Annotated in this window: 13 protein-coding genes; 4 read left to right on the top strand and 9 right to left on the bottom strand. The window is 70.8% G+C overall.

The window, feature by feature from the left end:
- Positions 1-9: 9 nt before the first annotated feature.
- From ACIPYQ_RS27220 to ACIPYQ_RS27205, 4 genes are all read right to left on the bottom strand, one after another.
- Positions 10-762, bottom strand: a complete 753-nt coding sequence (locus tag ACIPYQ_RS27220; RefSeq protein WP_361765845.1) for a YebC/PmpR family DNA-binding transcriptional regulator — start codon at positions 760-762, stop codon at positions 10-12.
- A 57-nt stretch (positions 763-819) separates the two neighbouring features.
- Complete coding sequence (pdxT, locus tag ACIPYQ_RS27215) at positions 820-1,410, bottom strand: pyridoxal 5'-phosphate synthase glutaminase subunit PdxT (RefSeq protein ID WP_401256039.1); 591 nt, start codon at positions 1,408-1,410, stop codon at positions 820-822.
- Positions 1,411-1,414: 4 nt separating this feature from the next.
- Positions 1,415-2,332: a pyridoxal 5'-phosphate synthase lyase subunit PdxS gene (pdxS, locus tag ACIPYQ_RS27210; RefSeq protein ID WP_030010552.1), complete on the bottom strand. Its 918-nt coding sequence runs from the start codon at positions 2,330-2,332 to the stop codon at positions 1,415-1,417.
- Between the two features lie 126 nt (positions 2,333-2,458).
- Complete coding sequence (locus tag ACIPYQ_RS27205) at positions 2,459-3,001, bottom strand: hypothetical protein (RefSeq protein WP_319721116.1); 543 nt, start codon at positions 2,999-3,001, stop codon at positions 2,459-2,461.
- Positions 3,002-3,116: 115 nt separating this feature from the next.
- Here ACIPYQ_RS27205 and ACIPYQ_RS27200 point away from each other — a divergent pair, with 115 nt between their 5' ends.
- Positions 3,117-3,707: a hypothetical protein gene (locus ACIPYQ_RS27200; protein ID WP_401256036.1), complete on the top strand. Its 591-nt coding sequence runs from the start codon at positions 3,117-3,119 to the stop codon at positions 3,705-3,707.
- Between the two features lie 4 nt (positions 3,708-3,711).
- Here the strand turns inward: ACIPYQ_RS27200 and ACIPYQ_RS27195 are convergent, their stop codons facing one another.
- The 3 genes from ACIPYQ_RS27195 to pgsA are packed head-to-tail and all read right to left on the bottom strand — an operon-like array spanning position 3,712 to position 6,454.
- On the bottom strand, positions 3,712-4,887 hold the full coding sequence (locus tag ACIPYQ_RS27195; protein WP_401256033.1) for a glycosyltransferase family 4 protein: 1,176 nt from the start codon (positions 4,885-4,887) through the stop codon (positions 3,712-3,714).
- Complete coding sequence (locus tag ACIPYQ_RS27190) at positions 4,887-5,789, bottom strand: phosphatidylinositol mannoside acyltransferase (RefSeq protein WP_401256030.1); 903 nt, start codon at positions 5,787-5,789, stop codon at positions 4,887-4,889. The genes ACIPYQ_RS27195 and ACIPYQ_RS27190 overlap by 1 nt, the downstream gene beginning before the upstream one ends.
- Positions 5,789-6,454 (bottom strand): phosphatidylinositol phosphate synthase, encoded by a 666-nt coding sequence (gene pgsA / locus ACIPYQ_RS27185; protein WP_376615485.1) that lies wholly within the window; start codon positions 6,452-6,454, stop codon positions 5,789-5,791. The genes ACIPYQ_RS27190 and pgsA overlap by 1 nt, the downstream gene beginning before the upstream one ends.
- A 297-nt stretch (positions 6,455-6,751) precedes the next feature.
- On the opposite strand from pgsA, the gene ACIPYQ_RS27180 reads away from it, so the two are divergent.
- The 3 genes from ACIPYQ_RS27180 to ACIPYQ_RS27170 all read left to right on the top strand — a co-directional run bounded on the left by ACIPYQ_RS27180 (position 6,752) and on the right by ACIPYQ_RS27170 (position 11,233).
- A complete protein-coding gene (locus ACIPYQ_RS27180; RefSeq protein WP_401256026.1) occupies positions 6,752-8,947 on the top strand; it encodes an elongation factor G-like protein EF-G2 in 2,196 nt (731 codons plus the stop codon).
- 142 nt (positions 8,948-9,089) lie between these two features.
- Positions 9,090-10,757, top strand: a complete 1,668-nt coding sequence (locus ACIPYQ_RS27175) for a hypothetical protein (RefSeq protein ID WP_401256023.1) — start codon at positions 9,090-9,092, stop codon at positions 10,755-10,757.
- A gap of 62 nt (positions 10,758-10,819) precedes the next feature.
- On the top strand, positions 10,820-11,233 hold the full coding sequence (locus ACIPYQ_RS27170; RefSeq protein WP_401256020.1) for a DUF1992 domain-containing protein: 414 nt from the start codon (positions 10,820-10,822) through the stop codon (positions 11,231-11,233).
- 12 nt (positions 11,234-11,245) lie between these two features.
- Here the strand turns inward: ACIPYQ_RS27170 and ACIPYQ_RS27165 are convergent, their stop codons facing one another.
- Positions 11,246-11,806, bottom strand: coding sequence for an HIT family protein (locus ACIPYQ_RS27165; protein ID WP_401256017.1), 561 nt, complete (start codon positions 11,804-11,806; stop codon positions 11,246-11,248).
- A gap of 95 nt (positions 11,807-11,901) precedes the next feature.
- Positions 11,902-13,878, bottom strand: a complete 1,977-nt coding sequence (thrS, locus tag ACIPYQ_RS27160; RefSeq protein ID WP_361765813.1) for a threonine--tRNA ligase — start codon at positions 13,876-13,878, stop codon at positions 11,902-11,904.
- Positions 13,879-14,118 lie beyond the last annotated feature (240 nt).

The following is a 14,118-nucleotide window of genomic DNA, read 5'->3' as shown; positions in this document are numbered from 1 at the left end:
GTCTGCCGGTCAGGCGTCGACCTTCTCCATGACCTCGTCCGAGACGTCGAAGTTGGCGAAGACGTTCTGCACGTCGTCGCTGTCCTCCAGCGCGTCGATCAGCTTGAAGATCTTGCGCGCGCCCTCTTCGTCCAGCTCGACCTGCATGGTCGGCAGGAAGTTGGAGTCGGCCGAGTCGTAGTCGATGCCGGCTTCCTGGAGAGCGGTGCGGACGGCGACCATGTCGGTGGCCTCGCTGATGATCTCGAAGCTCTCGCCGAGGTCGTTGACCTCTTCGGCGCCGGCCTCGAGCACCGTCTCCAGGACGTCGTCCTCGGAGAGCTCGCCCTTGGGCAGGAGGACGACACCCTTGCGGTTGAACAGGTACGAGACCGAGCCCGGGTCGGCCATGGAGCCGCCGTTGCGGGTCATGGCGACGCGGACGTCGGAGGCGGCGCGGTTGCGGTTGTCGGTGAGGCACTCGATGAGCACCGCGACGCCGTTCGGGCCGTAGCCCTCGTACATGATCGTCTCGTAGTCGGCGCCGCCGGCCTCGAGGCCGCCGCCGCGCTTGACCGCGGAGTCGATGTTCTTGTTCGGTACCGAGCTCTTCTTGGCCTTCTGGATGGCGTCGAAGAGCGTCGGGTTGCCGTCGACGTCGGCACCGCCCATACGGGCCGCGACCTCGATGTTCTTGATCAGCTTCGCGAAGAGCTTGCCGCGCTTGGCGTCAACCACGGCCTTCTTGTGCTTCGTCGTAGCCCATTTAGAGTGGCCGGACATCTGCCTGTCTCCTTCGCGTCACCAAATATGTTCGCCTCAGATCCTACCGGGATGCCGTTACAGCCCCGCGCGCACCATGTCGACGAAGTACGCGTGAACTCGGTCGTCTCCGGTCAGTTCGGGGTGGAACGAGGTGGCGAGGACGCTGCCCTGGCGCACGGCGACGGTGTGGCCGTCGTACGTGGCGAGGACCTCGGCGGAGGCGCCGACGGACTCGACCCACGGGGCGCGGATGAAGACGCCCTCGACCGGGCCGCCGTCGATGCCCGCGAAGTCGACCTTCGCCTCGAAGGACTCGTTCTGGCGGCCGAAGGCGTTGCGGCGGACGATCATGTCGATGCCGCCCAGGGTCTCCTGGTCCTCGCGGCCGTCCAGGAGCTTGTCGGCCAGCATGATCATGCCGGCGCAGGTGCCGTACACGGGCATGCCGGCGGCCACGCGCTCGCGCAGCGGCTCCAGCATGCCGAACAGCACGGCGAGCTTCGACATGGTCGTGGACTCGCCGCCGGGGATCACCAGGGCGTCGACCTCGGCGAGCTCCTCGGGGCGCCGGACCGGCCTGGCCACGGCGTCCGCCGCGGCCAGGGCGATCAGGTGCTCCCGTACGTCGCCCTGGAGAGCCAGGACACCGATCACGGGGGTGCTCATATGACTACCAGCCGCGGTTGGCGTAGCGCTCGGACTCGGGGAGGGTGTCGCAGTTGATGCCGACCATGGCCTCGCCCAGGTTGCGGGAGGCGTCCGCGATGATCTTCGGGTCGTCGTAGAAGGTGGTGGCCTTCACGATGGCGGCGGCGCGCTTGGCCGGGTCGCCCGACTTGAAGATGCCGGAGCCGACGAAGACGCCCTCGGCGCCGAGCTGGCGCATCAGCGCGGCGTCGGCGGGGGTGGCGACGCCACCGGCGGAGAACAGGACGACCGGGAGCTTGCCGAGCTCGGCGACTTCCTTGACCAGCTCGTACGGCGCGCGCAGCTCCTTGGCGGCGGCGAACAGCTCGTTGTTGTCGTAGCCGCGCAGGCGGGCGATCTCGTTCTTGATCTGGCGCAGGTGGCGGACGGCCTCGACGACGTTGCCGGTGCCGGCCTCGCCCTTCGAGCGGATCATGGCCGCGCCCTCGGCGATGCGGCGCAGGGCCTCGCCCAGGTTGGTGGCACCGCAGACGAAGGGGGTGGTGAACGCCCACTTGTCGGAGTGGTTGACCTCGTCGGCCGGGGTCAGGACCTCGGACTCGTCGATGTAGTCGACGCCGAGGGACTGCAGGACCTGGGCCTCGACGAAGTGGCCGATGCGGGACTTGGCCATGACCGGGATGGAGACGGCCTCGATGATCTCTTCGATCATGTTGGGGTCGGACATGCGGGCGACCCCGCCGTCCTTGCGGATGTCGGCCGGGACCCGCTCCAGGGCCATGACGGCGACGGCGCCCGCGTCCTCGGCGATCTTCGCCTGCTCGGCGTTGACCACGTCCATGATCACGCCGCCCTTCAGCTGCTCGGCCATGCCGCGCTTGACGCGCGAGGTGCCGATCGCCGACTCGGCGGACTGGGGGGAGGTGGGAAGCGTGCTCACGGATGACCTCACTCGAAGGGAACTCGAAAGGAAGACGGGTAGTACCTGCCCGAGGAAACCCCACGGGTCAGTCCACTACAAGGGCCAATGTGGAGCCTGTGGCTCCTTCATTTGTCCCTCACGGCCCTAGGTGGGCCGATCGGCAAGATCCACCGGCGGCTCGTCGTCCATTTCGAAGGCCAGCGGGAACGGTGCGTGCCCGGCCAGTCTGAACCAGCGGACCTTGCGGTGGCGGCGCAGCGCGCGGGCGGCCCGTACGGCGTCGTTGTGGAACCGGCGGGCCATGGGCACCCGGCGGACGGCCGCCGCCAGCTCCTCCGTGGCCTGCGCCCCGCCGGGGGCCGCCTTGAGCACCTCGACCTGGTCGGCGTCGGCGAAGACCGCCCGGAGCGCCTGGCTGAGCTCGCTCTCGGCGACCTCGCGGTGCTCCTCCTCGGCCTGCCGGGCGGCGTGCGCGGCCTCGTACAGCACCAGCGAGGAGGCGGGGTCCAGCACCCCGGAGGTGGCCACCTCCAGCACCACCGAGGCCCGCCGTACGAGCTGCGCGTCGAGCGCGGCGCGCGCGGCGTCCATCCGCGAGTGCAGCCGGTCGAGCCGGCCGGCGGTCCAGCTGAGGTAGACCCCGACGACTCCGAGAGCCAGGGCGATCCAGACAAGGGTTTCGATCACGCTGCGCGACCCTACCGCTCCGCGAGGCCCCGGCCCCCATCGGCCCTCGCCGGGCCGCCGCGGGGCCCATAGGGTTCGTGATCACTCGTGATCATCACCTACCGGGGGAACGAAGATGGCTCCGTACCGCAGACCACTGGCGTGCGCGCTGCTCGCGATGGCGGCCGCCCTGGTGGCGACCGCCCTGGCCGCCCACCTCTGGGGCGGTTCGGACGGCGGCCTCGTCGTGCTGATCCGGGTGCGCGGCCACTTCGTCGCGATCGGCTGGCTCACGCTGGCAGCCCTGTGCGGGGCGGTCCTGCTGGGCCTGCGCAAACCGATGACGCGCGTCACCGTCGGTGTACCGGTGCTCGGACTCGGCGCGCCGGTCATGGTCCTCGTCACCATGCTGGCCATGCTGGACGGCGGGCAGGAGCAGACGCGGAGCCTTGCGGCCCCCGGCCGGGACGACCGGAGGCTGGTCGTCGAGGAGGGCTCGGCCATGATCGACCCGCTGTGGTACGTGTACGTCCACGAGGGGAGCGGGCCCTGGGAGCGCCGCTGGATCGCCGGCCACTTCAACGGCGACGCGACCGACAACGAGCTCCGCGAGGCCGTCTGGGCGGGCCCCGACCGGATCCGGATGACCACACGGGAGGGCGCGGTCCACGAGGTGACCATCACCCCCGGCGGCCGGCCGGACCGGGTCGTCTCCGCCGGGTGGTGAGCCCTCAGGAGGCCGAGGTGTCCTTCGAGAAGCCCAGGCGGGTGCGGAGGCTCGTGCTGCGGTCGTCCTCGGCGACCGCCGCCGCGCCGTCCGTGACCGTCTCGTAGACCGCCAGGATGTCCGCCCCGACCGTGGACCAGTCGAAGCGGCGGACGTGCGCGGAGCCGCTGGCGCTGAGCTTCGCCCGGCGGGCCGGGTCGCGCAGGAGGGTGATCGCCGCCTCCGCCAGGGCGTCGGCGTTCTCGTTGGCGAAGAGGTCCCCCGCCCCGCCCTGGTCCAGCACCTGCGCGAAGGCGTCCAGGTCCGATGCCAGGACCGCGGCGCCCGCCGACAGGGCCTCGACCAGGATGATGCCGAAGCTCTCGCCGCCGGTGTTCGGGGCGACGTACACGTCCACGCTGCGCAGCAGCCGTGCCTTGTCCTCGTCCGAGACCATGCCGAGGAACTTGACCCGCCGGCGCAGTTCCGCGGGCAGCGAGGCCACCGCCTCCTCCTCGTCGCCGCGGCCGGCGACCAGCAGGCGTACGTCCGGGCAGGCCTCCACGATCTTCGGGAAGGCCTCCATCAGCACCGGCAGGCCCTTGCGCGGCTCGTCGATCCGGCCGATGAAGCCCAGGGTCTGCCCGGACCAGTCGGGGTTCGGGTCGGCCTTGGCGAAGAAGTCCACGTCGACGCCGTTGGGGATGACGACCGCGTCGCCGCCGAGGTGCTCCACCAGCGTGCGCCGCGCGTACTCGCTCACCGCGATCCGCGCGCTGATCTTCTCCAGGGCCGGCTGGAGGATCGGGTACGCCGCGATCATGGCGCGCGAGCGCGGGTTCGAGGTGTGGAAGGTGGCCACGATCGGGCCCTGCGCGGCCCAGCAGGAGAGCAGCCCCAGCGAGGGCGAGGCCGGCTCGTGGATGTGGATCACGTCGAAGGTGCCGTCGTGCAGCCAGCGCCGTACCCGCGCGGCGGAGAGGAACCCGAAGTTGAGGCGGGCCACCGAGCCGTTGTAGGGCACCGGCACCGCCCGTCCCGCCGAGACCACGTAGGGCGGCAGCGGGGTCTCGTCGTCCGCCGGGGCCAGGACCGACACCTCGTGGCCGAGACGGATCAGGTGCTCGGCCAGATCCCGGATGTGGAACTGGACGCCGCCCGGCACGTCCCACGAGTAGGGGCACACGATGCCGATCTTCACTACGCGCGCTCCTCCAGGTCGTCCAGCCACAGTCGCTGCAGCATGTGCCAGTCCTCCGGGTGCTCGGCGATCCCCCAGGCGAAGGCGTCCGCCACCGCCTGCGTCATGACGGCGGTCTTCTCGGTCCGCGTGCCCTTCTTCGGCACCTCCACCTCGGGGTGGATGCGGCCGTACATCTTCGGCGTGTCCCCGTAGTGCAGGGTGGCCGGGAGCAGGACCGCACCGGTCTGCTGGGCCAGCAGCGCCGGCCCGGCCGGCATGCGCGCCGTGGAGCCGAAGAAGTCCACCTCGACCCCGGAGGCCGACAGGTCCCGGTCCGCGACGAGGCAGACCAGGCCGCCGGAGCGGAGCCGGCGGGCGAGGGTGCCGAAGGCGGCGCCGCCGCTGTGCGGCAGGACCTCCATGCCCAGGCTCTCCCGGTAGGCCACGAAGCGGTCGTAGAGGGTCTCGGGCTTGAGCCGCTCGGCGACCGTGGTGAACGGGACCCCGATGTGGCCGATGGCCCACGCACCGGCGAGGTCCCAGTTGGCGAGGTGCGGCAGCGCGACGACGACCCCGCGCCCGGAGGCGAGGGCGTCGCGCAGGAGCTGCTCGTCCTGGAACTCGACGTCCGTACTGAACCGCTCCGGGTCCATGGTCGGCAGCCGGAAGGACTCCATCCAGTACCGCATGTACGAGCGCATGCCCGCCTTGGACAGCTCGCGCAGCCGCTCCGGTCCGGCGTCGGGCACCACCCGGGCCAGATTCGACTCCAGCCGCAGCACGCTCTTGCCGCGCCGCTTCCACGCGAAGTCCGCGATCCTCCGGCCCAGGGCCACCGCGGCCGGCTCGGGCAGCTTCTTGACCCCGGCCCAGCCGAGCCCGTAGAGCCCGCTGACCAGCTTGTCCTGCGCGCTGCCCATCAGGCCGCGCCGCCGTCGGCGGCGGCAGCCTCGGCGTCGGCCTCGGCCGACTCGCGGCGTACGGTGACCACCCGCTGGATCAGCGTGACGAGCGAGCCCACGGCCACGATCCACAGCGCGATCGGCAGCAGCACCCCGATCCAGGACGGCACGCCGAAGGTCTGCAGACCCGACAGGCCGGCCGCGACCAGCGAGATCACCAGGCGCTCGGCCCGCTCGATGAGCCCGTTGACGGCCACCGGCAGCCCGATCGACTCGCCGCGGGCCTTGGTGTACGAGACCACCTGGCCGCTGGCCAGGCAGAAGATCGCGACCGCGCAGAGGACGTTGTCGTTCCCGGATCCCGCGTACCAGAGCGCGAGACCGCCGAAGATCGCCGCGTCCGCCACCCGGTCGAGGGTGGAGTCGAGGAAGGCTCCCCAGCGGCTGGAGATGCCGGCCTGGCGGGCCATGTTCCCGTCCACCAGGTCGGAGAAGACGAAGAGGGTGATGGTGATCGTGCCCCAGAAGAACTCGCCCCGGGGGAAGAAGAACAGCGCTCCCGCCACCACTCCGGCCGTGCCGATCAGGGTGACCGCGTCCGGGCTCACCCCCCGCCGGAGCAGAAAAGCGGCGAATGGCGTGAGAACACGCGTGAAGAATGCACGCGCGTACTTGTTCAGCATGGCCTTCCCGGAGGGTCGCTGGGCCGCACGGCCACCACGGCCACCGGCTGGCCCATCGTAGCCAGCACGCCGCCGCCCGAACGCCGCGCACCCACCGGTTCGTGCCGCGTAAGGCGTACTTCACGTCACGGACCGCCTCCGGTGGGCCCTCGGGTACGTGCCCGGTACGACGTATGGACGCGGTGTGACACCAGTGCAAAGCTCGAAGAACCCCGTGTTCCTCATCCGAGGAGCCGCTCAAGGAATCGATCAAGGAACCCACCCTCCTCACCGTCACCACCGGGAGGCACGAGCACCATGGGAGCCACATCACACCAAGCCGGAGCCGCCGGCAGGGCACTGACGGCCGACCGCCCTTCCTCCATCCGGAATGTCGTGCTGGTCGGCCACAGCGGATCCGGCAAGACCACGCTGGTCGAAGCCCTCGCCCTGACCGCCGGAGCGGTCAACCGGGCCGGCCGCGTCGAGGACGGCGCCACCGTCTCCGACTACGACGAGATCGAGCACCGCAGGCAGCGCTCCGTCCAGCTCTCCCTCGTCCCCGTCGAATGGGGCGGGATCAAGATCAATATTTTGGACACCCCCGGATACGCCGACTTCGTCGGGGAACTCAGGGCCGGTCTGCGCGCCGCGGACGCGGCCCTTTTCGTCGTCTCGGCCTCGGACGGCGTCGACGGGGCCACCCGCATGGTCTGGGACGAGTGCGAGGCCGTCGGAATGCCCCGCGCCATCGTCGTGACCCACCTGGAGGCCGCCCGCTCCGACTACGCGCAGATGACCACCGTCTGCGGCGAGATCTTCGGCGCCGAGGACCCCGACGCGGTCGTCCCCCTGTACCTGCCCCTGCACGGCCCGGCCGGCCCCGACGGCCACGCCCCGGTCACCGGCCTGCTCGGCCTGCTCTCCCAGCGCGTCTACGAGTACTCCTCCGGCGAGCGCGTGGAGCGCGACCCGGACCCCGCCGAGCTCGCGCTGATCGCCGACGCCCGTTCCCGCCTCATCGAGGGGATCATCGCCGAGAGCGAGGACGAGGGCCTCATGGACCGCTACCTCGGCGGCGAGGACATCGACGTCAAGACCCTCGTGGACGACCTGGAGCGGGCCGTCGCCTGCGGCACCTTCCACCCCGTCCTGATGGCCGCACCCGCGACCGACGGCGCCCGCCAAGGGCTCGGCACGGTGGAACTCCTCGAACTGGTCACCGGCGGCTTCCCCACCCCCCTGGAACGCGCCGCCGTCGCCGTCACCCGCCCCGACGGCTCCGCCCGCCCGGACGTCACCTGCGATCCCGCCGGCCCCCTCGTCGCCGAGGTCGTCAAGACCTCCTCCGACCCCTACGTCGGCCGCGTCTCCCTCGTCCGCGTCTTCTCCGGCACCCTGAAGGCCGAGGACACCGTCCACGTCAGCGGGCACGGGCTCGCCGACCGGGGCCACGAGGACCACGACGTCGACGAGCGGATCGGCACCCTCACCGGCCCCTTCGGCAAACAGCAGCGCGTCCTCACCCGGTGCATCGCCGGCGACCTCGCCTGCGTGGCCAAGCTCACCCGCGCCGAGACCGGCGACACCCTCTCCGCCAAGGACGACCCGCTCCTCATGGAGCCCTGGACCATGCCCGACCCGCTGCTCCCCCTCGCCATCGAGGCCCACAGCAAGGCCGACGAGGACAAGCTCTCCCAGGGCCTGGCCCGGCTCGTCGCCGAGGACCCCACCATGCGGCTGGAGCAGAACCCGCACACCCACCAGGTCGTCCTGTGGTGCCTCGGCGAGGCCCACCAGGACGTCGCCCTGGAACGGCTGCGCACCCGCTACGGCGTCCAGGTCGATCCCGTACCGCACAAGGTGAGCCTGCGCGAGACCTTCGCCGCCAAGGCCGCCGGCCGCGGCCGGCACGTCAAGCAGTCCGGCGGCCACGGCCAGTTCGCCATCTGCGAGATCGAGGTGGAGCCGCTCCCGCCGGGCAGCGGCATCGAGTTCGTCGACAAGGTGGTCGGCGGCTCCGTGCCCCGCCAGTTCATCCCGTCCGTGGAGAAGGGCGTACGCGGCCAGGCCGCCCGCGGGGTCGCGGCCGGCTACCCGCTGGTCGACGTGCGCATCACCCTGCTCGACGGCAAGGCCCACTCCGTGGACTCCTCCGACGCCGCCTTCCAGACGGCCGGCGCCCTCGCGCTGCGCGAGGCCGCCGCCGAGGCCCGCATCGACCTCCTCGAACCGGTCGCCGAGCTCGCCGTCCTCGTCCCCGACGAGTACGTGGGCCCGGTCATGAGCGACCTCGCGGGCCGCCGCGGCCGCGTCGTCGGCACCGACCAGGCCGGCCCCGGGCGCACCCGGGTCCGCGCCGAGATCCCCGAGATCGAGATCGGCCGCTACGCCGTGGAGCTGCGCTCCGTCTCGCACGGCACGGGACGCTTCGCCCGGGCCTATGCCCGGCACGAGCCCATGCCACCTCAAATCGCGGACAAGGTGCGCGAACAGACAGAGAAGGGAAGCTAGTTGACATAGCGTCGGGAAGGGCCGCCCACCCAACCAGCTTGCGGTGGGCGGCATTTCCCTGTCCCATGACCATGGGGCGAGATCCGCCGATAGGCTCATCGGCGCACCAAAAGAGCACGAACGCACAGCGATGGGGGCAGCGGTGGCGGACGACGGATTCGACTTCAGGCCCGGAGCGCAGATTCCTCTCCAGGGTGGCGGTGGGCAGACGGCGGCGACCAACGCCCTCGCCTCGGCCGCGTACCGCGACGGCGGCAAGGACAGCAGGCTGGAGAAGCTACTCACCGCCAACAACGAGCTCCACCCGGCCACGGTCAAGCCCCCGAAGGTCTCCCTCTTCGAGCCCAGCCTGGGCGAGGCCTTCTGCCGGGCCGTCGAGGCCCGCACCCTCGGCGCGGGCCGCAAGCCGCTGATCCAGTCCTTCGGCGCCGATCCGCAGACGGTGGTGGAGCACTGCCTGGCCGCCTCCCGCATCCGCAAGGAGCGCGACCGCAGGCTCCGGCTGATCATGCTGGTCTGCGGGGTGCTGTTCCTGCCGGGTCTGCTGCTGTGGCTGGGCCTGTTCCAACTCCGCAAGACCCTGTCCGGCAAGGGCGACAAGCGCAGCTCCTGGATCGGGACCGCGGTCCTGGTCGGCGTGGGCGTCGTGGCCGCCGTCCTGATGTTCCGGCTGCCGCTCACCGGCTTCCTCGGGCTCTACACCCGCGGCATGATCATCGCCCCGGCCCTGGGCTGGCTGCTCGCCCGCCGGACCTGCGAGGCCACGGCCAAGGACCTGCGCGCCCGCTGGGACGGGCTGCTGTCCGGCGGCGGGGTCGGCGCCAAGATCCCCGAGGCCGTTCCGGGCAACCCCGACGAGAAGGCGCGCGAGGACCTGCGCCACCAGCTCGCCAAGCTCACCGCGGAGGACCGCAGCAACCAGGTCTTCTACGCGGGCCCCAAGGGGATCCTCGGCATGGGCACCCGCTGGGGAAGCTGGCAGATGGCCGAGGAGCTCGCCCCCAAGACCGAAGGGATGGAGATCCATCCCTTCCGCAGCTGGGACGTCATACGCGCGATCGACACCCAGCTCCGCAAACTGGAGCGGGGCCCCCTGCACACCGGCGGCTTCCCGACGGCCGCGATCCAGCACTGGATCGTCACCCCGGTCGGCGAGGGCGCCGCCGAGGTGGCCCGCCCCACCGGCGAGAACGTCGACGCCTTCCTCATCAAGCCGCACGAGATCACCCGGATCTGCAACGAGCAGCAGTTCAGCGCCGGGAACCGGCACTACCTGGGCATCCAGTACCCGCTGTGGGACGGCCAGCTGGTCATCAACATGCTGGTCACGGTCACCGTGCTCTACAAGACCCTGCGCGTGGACGTCACCGCGCACGCCCTGGGCCCCGTACACGGCCTCTTCACCACCAAGTCCGCGGCCCCGGTGGTGGAGGTGCCCAAGAGCATCCGCTTCTGGGAGACCGTGGAGCGACCGCTGCCGCTGGTGGACGTCCAGGAGGTGGTGCGCCTGGCCGTACGGGCCCCGCTGACCTGGTACCCGCCGATCCTGGACTTCTTCGGCGGCAAGCTCGTGCTGCCCGAGCCCTTCGGCCTGCGGCACGTCTGGGCGAGCTCGATGTGGCGCCACCGGTTCATGGCCGACGACGCCCTGCGCACGGTGGCTCCGGTCCTGCGGTCGATCCACGCCGCGACCTTCAAGGTGCTGGAGGAGAACGGCGTCGACACCGACCGCTTCACCAACCGCTCCTCGATCATGAGCGGGCTCATCCAGGAGCCCTCGCCGCGCAAGGCCGACGTCTACGACGCGTAGGTAGGCTGGAGGCGCGGGCTGGAGCAGTGGCAGTGGCATCCCTACGATCCGGAGGAGCGGCCGTGACCGAGCGCAAACCGCCTGGCGTCAGCTTCGAGTCCTTCGTGGACCGGCAGATCCGACAGGCCGCCGAGCGGGGCGAATTCGAGAACCTGCCCGGCTACGGCAAGCCGCTGGACTCCCTCGACGCGCCGTACGACGAGCTGTGGTGGATCAAGGGCAAGCTGCACCGCGAGGGGTTCGCCGTCCTGCCCCCGGCGCTCGCGCTGCGCAAGGAGGCGGAGGACGCCCGGGAGGCGGCCCTCGCGGCCCGCTCCGAGCGGCAGGTGCGGGACATCCTCACGGTGGTGAACGAGAAGATCCGCGCCGCCCTGCTCAGGCCCCCGCCGGGACCGCCCCTGGGCCTGACCGAATTCGACGTCGAGGCCGTACTGGAGGCGTGGCGCGAGAGCCGTGCGGGGCGGTCGGCCGGCTGATCGGCCGGCTGGTCAGCCGACCGGCCAGGCGTCCGCGAGCATCTGACGGGTGTCCGCGAGCAGTTGCGGCAGCACCTTGGTGTGGCCGACGACCGGCATGAAGTTCGTGTCCCCGCCCCAGCGGGGCACGATGTGCTGGTGCAGGTGCGCGGCGATGCCGGCTCCGGCGGCGACGCCCTGGTTCATGCCGATGTTGAAACCGTGCGCGCCCGAGGCCTTGCGCAGCGCGACCATCGCCCGCTTGGTGAGGTCCGCGAGCTCCACCGTCTCGGGGGCGTCGAGCTCGGTGTAGTCGGCGACGTGCCGGTACGGGACGACCATCAGGTGGCCGCCGTTGTACGGGTAGAGGTTCAGCACCGCGTAGACGTGCTTGCCACGCGCCACGACCAGGCCGTCCTGGTCGGACATCTCCGGAATCCCGCAGAAGGGACAGCCGTCGCCGGCCTCCGGACCGGTCGGCTTGTTCTCCCCCTGGATGTAGGCCATCCGGTGGGGCGTCCACAGACGCTGGAACGCGTCCTGCGTGCCCACACCGATCTGCTGCTCCGGCTCAATCGTCATGGCGGCAAGCATATGACCTTGGCTTCCCGTACGAGGAAGGCCCCCGGAAAGTGATCACTTCCGGGGGCCTTCCAGGATGCTGCGGGTACCGATGCCGCGGGTGCGGATCAGACCTGGACGCGGTCCGCGACGACCTTGGCCAGCTTGGCCAGCGCCTCGTCCTTGGCGATGCCGTTCTCCTGCGAACCGTCGCGGTAACGGAAGGAGACCGTGCCCGCCGCCATGTCCTCGTCACCGACGATGATCATGAAGGGGACCTTGAGCTTCTGGTGGTTGCGGATCTTCTTCTGCATGCGGTCGGAGGAGGCGTCCACCTCGACCCGCAGACCCTGCTTCTTCGCCGCCGCGGCGAACTCCTGCAGGTATTCGACGTGCCCGTCGCCGATCGGGATGCCGACGGCCTGGACCGGGGCCAGCCACGGCGGCATGGCGCCCGCGTAGTGCTCCAGCAGCACGGCGAAGAACCGCTCGATCGAACCGAACAGCGCGCGGTGGATCATGACCGGGCGCTGGCGGGAGCCGTCCGGGGCGGTGTACTCCAGGTTGAAGCGCTCCGGCAGGTTGAAGTCGAGCTGCACGGTCGACATCTGCCAGGTGCGGCCGATGGCGTCGCGCGCCTGCACGGAGATCTTCGGGCCGTAGAAGGCCGCGCCGCCCGGGTCGGGGGTGAGGGGCAGGCCCTGCTTCTCGGCGACCTGCTGGAGGACCGCGGTGGCCTCCTCCCAGACCTCGTCCGAGCCGACGAACTTCTCCGGGTCCTTGGTCGACAGCTCCAGGTAGAAGTCGGTCAGACCGTAGTCGCGGAGCAGGTTCAGCACGAAGGTGAGGGTGCGGTCGAGCTCGTCCGCCATCTGCTCACGGGTGCAGTAGATGTGCGCGTCGTCCTGGGTGAAGCCCCGGGCGCGGGTCAGGCCGTGCACCACGCCGGACTTCTCGTACCGGTACACGGTGCCGAACTCGAACAGGCGCAGCGGCAGTTCGCGGTAGGAGCGGCCGCGCGCGTCGAAGATCAGGTTGTGCATCGGGCAGTTCATGGGCTTGAGGTAGTAGTCGGTACCACCGTCGAGCTGCATGGGGGGGTACATGCCCTCCGCGTACCAGTCCAGGTGACCGCTCTTCTCGAAGAGCGCGCCCTTGGTGGCGTGCGGGGAGTAGACGAACTCGTAGCCCTCCTCCTCGTGCCGGCGGCGCGAGTAGTCCTCCATGGTCCGGCGGATGATGCCGCCGCGCGGGTGGAAGACGGCGAGGCCGGAGCCGATCTCGTCCGGGACGGAGAAGAGGTCCAGCTCGTTGCCGAGCTTGCGGTGGTCGCGCTTCTCGGCCTCGGCGAGGAAGTCGAGGTGGGCCTTCAGCTCCTCCTTCGACGGCCACGCGGTGCCGTAGATGCGCTGGAGCATCGGGTTCTTCTCGCTGCCGCGCCAGTAGGCGGCGGCGTTGCGCATGAGCTTGAACGCCGGGATGTTCCGGGTGGTGGGCAGGTGGGGACCGCGGCAGAGGTCCTTCCAGCACAGCTCGCCGGTCTTCGCGTCCAGGTTGTCGTAGATGGTCAGCTCGCCGCCGCCCACCTCGACGTTCGCGCCGTCGTCGGTCGACGCGGAGCCCTTGATGCCGATGAGCTCCAGCTTGTACGGCTCGTCGGCGAGCTCCTCGCGGGCCGCCTCGTCGGTGACCACGCGGCGGGAGAAGCGCTGGCCGCGCTTCTGGATCTCCTGCATCTTCTTCTCGACGGCCTTCAGGTCCTCCGGGGTGAAGGGCCGGGCCACGTCGAAGTCGTAGTAGAAGCCGTCGCGGACCGGCGGGCCGATGCCCAGCTTGGCCTCGGGGAAGAGCTCCTGCACGGCCTGCGCCATGACGTGCGCGGTCGAGTGGCGCAGGATGTTGAGGCCGTCCTCGGAGGAGATCTCCACCGGCTCGACGGTCTCGCCGTCCTTCACCTCGTACGCGAGGTCCTTCAGCTCACCTGCGATGCGCGCGGCGACGATGGTGCGCTCGCCGGCGAAGAGCTCGGCCGCCGTAGTGCCCGTGGCCACCACGCGCTCGTCCCGCTCGGAATCGCGTTGGATGATCACACGGACGTCTGACACCGGTCTCTCCTGAACTCTGGGGGTGCGCGAGCGAACACTGCGCGCCTGAATCGTACCGAGCGGAGCGGCCACGCCGCTAAACGGTTACGACGCGGGCCCGCCGGACCCACCTCCCCGGCCCGGCCCGGGGCCCGCGCCCGCCTGCCCTGGGCTCCGCCCGTGCCCCCGGAGCAACCGGGTCTGCCCGGGTGCGGCTCAAAGACCCGGGGCTCCGCCCCGCACCCTCCCCCAGACTCCGTC

This window comes from Streptomyces sp. NPDC090045 (genome assembly GCF_044747975.1).
Lineage (GTDB): Bacteria > Actinomycetota > Actinomycetes > Streptomycetales > Streptomycetaceae > Streptomyces.
Note: the sequence above shows the minus strand (reverse complement) of the source record. Positions and strands in the feature narration are given on the sequence as shown.

What these genes read in the sequence shown, in the direction of transcription:
- ACIPYQ_RS27165 (WP_401256017.1), bottom strand. Translation starts at nt 11,806, where the DNA reads ATGCTTGCCGCCATGACGATTGAGCCGGAGCAGCAGATCGGTGTGGGC.
- ACIPYQ_RS27220 (WP_361765845.1), bottom strand. Translation starts at nt 762, where the DNA reads ATGTCCGGCCACTCTAAATGGGCTACGACGAAGCACAAGAAGGCCGTG.
- pdxT (WP_401256039.1), bottom strand. Translation starts at nt 1,410, where the DNA reads ATGAGCACCCCCGTGATCGGTGTCCTGGCTCTCCAGGGCGACGTACGG.
- pgsA (WP_376615485.1), bottom strand. Translation starts at nt 6,454, where the DNA reads ATGCTGAACAAGTACGCGCGTGCATTCTTCACGCGTGTTCTCACGCCA.
- ACIPYQ_RS27190 (WP_401256030.1), bottom strand. Translation starts at nt 5,789, where the DNA reads ATGGGCAGCGCGCAGGACAAGCTGGTCAGCGGGCTCTACGGGCTCGGC.
- ACIPYQ_RS27200 (WP_401256036.1), top strand. Translation starts at nt 3,117, where the DNA reads ATGGCTCCGTACCGCAGACCACTGGCGTGCGCGCTGCTCGCGATGGCG.
- ACIPYQ_RS27180 (WP_401256026.1), top strand. Translation starts at nt 6,752, where the DNA reads ATGGGAGCCACATCACACCAAGCCGGAGCCGCCGGCAGGGCACTGACG.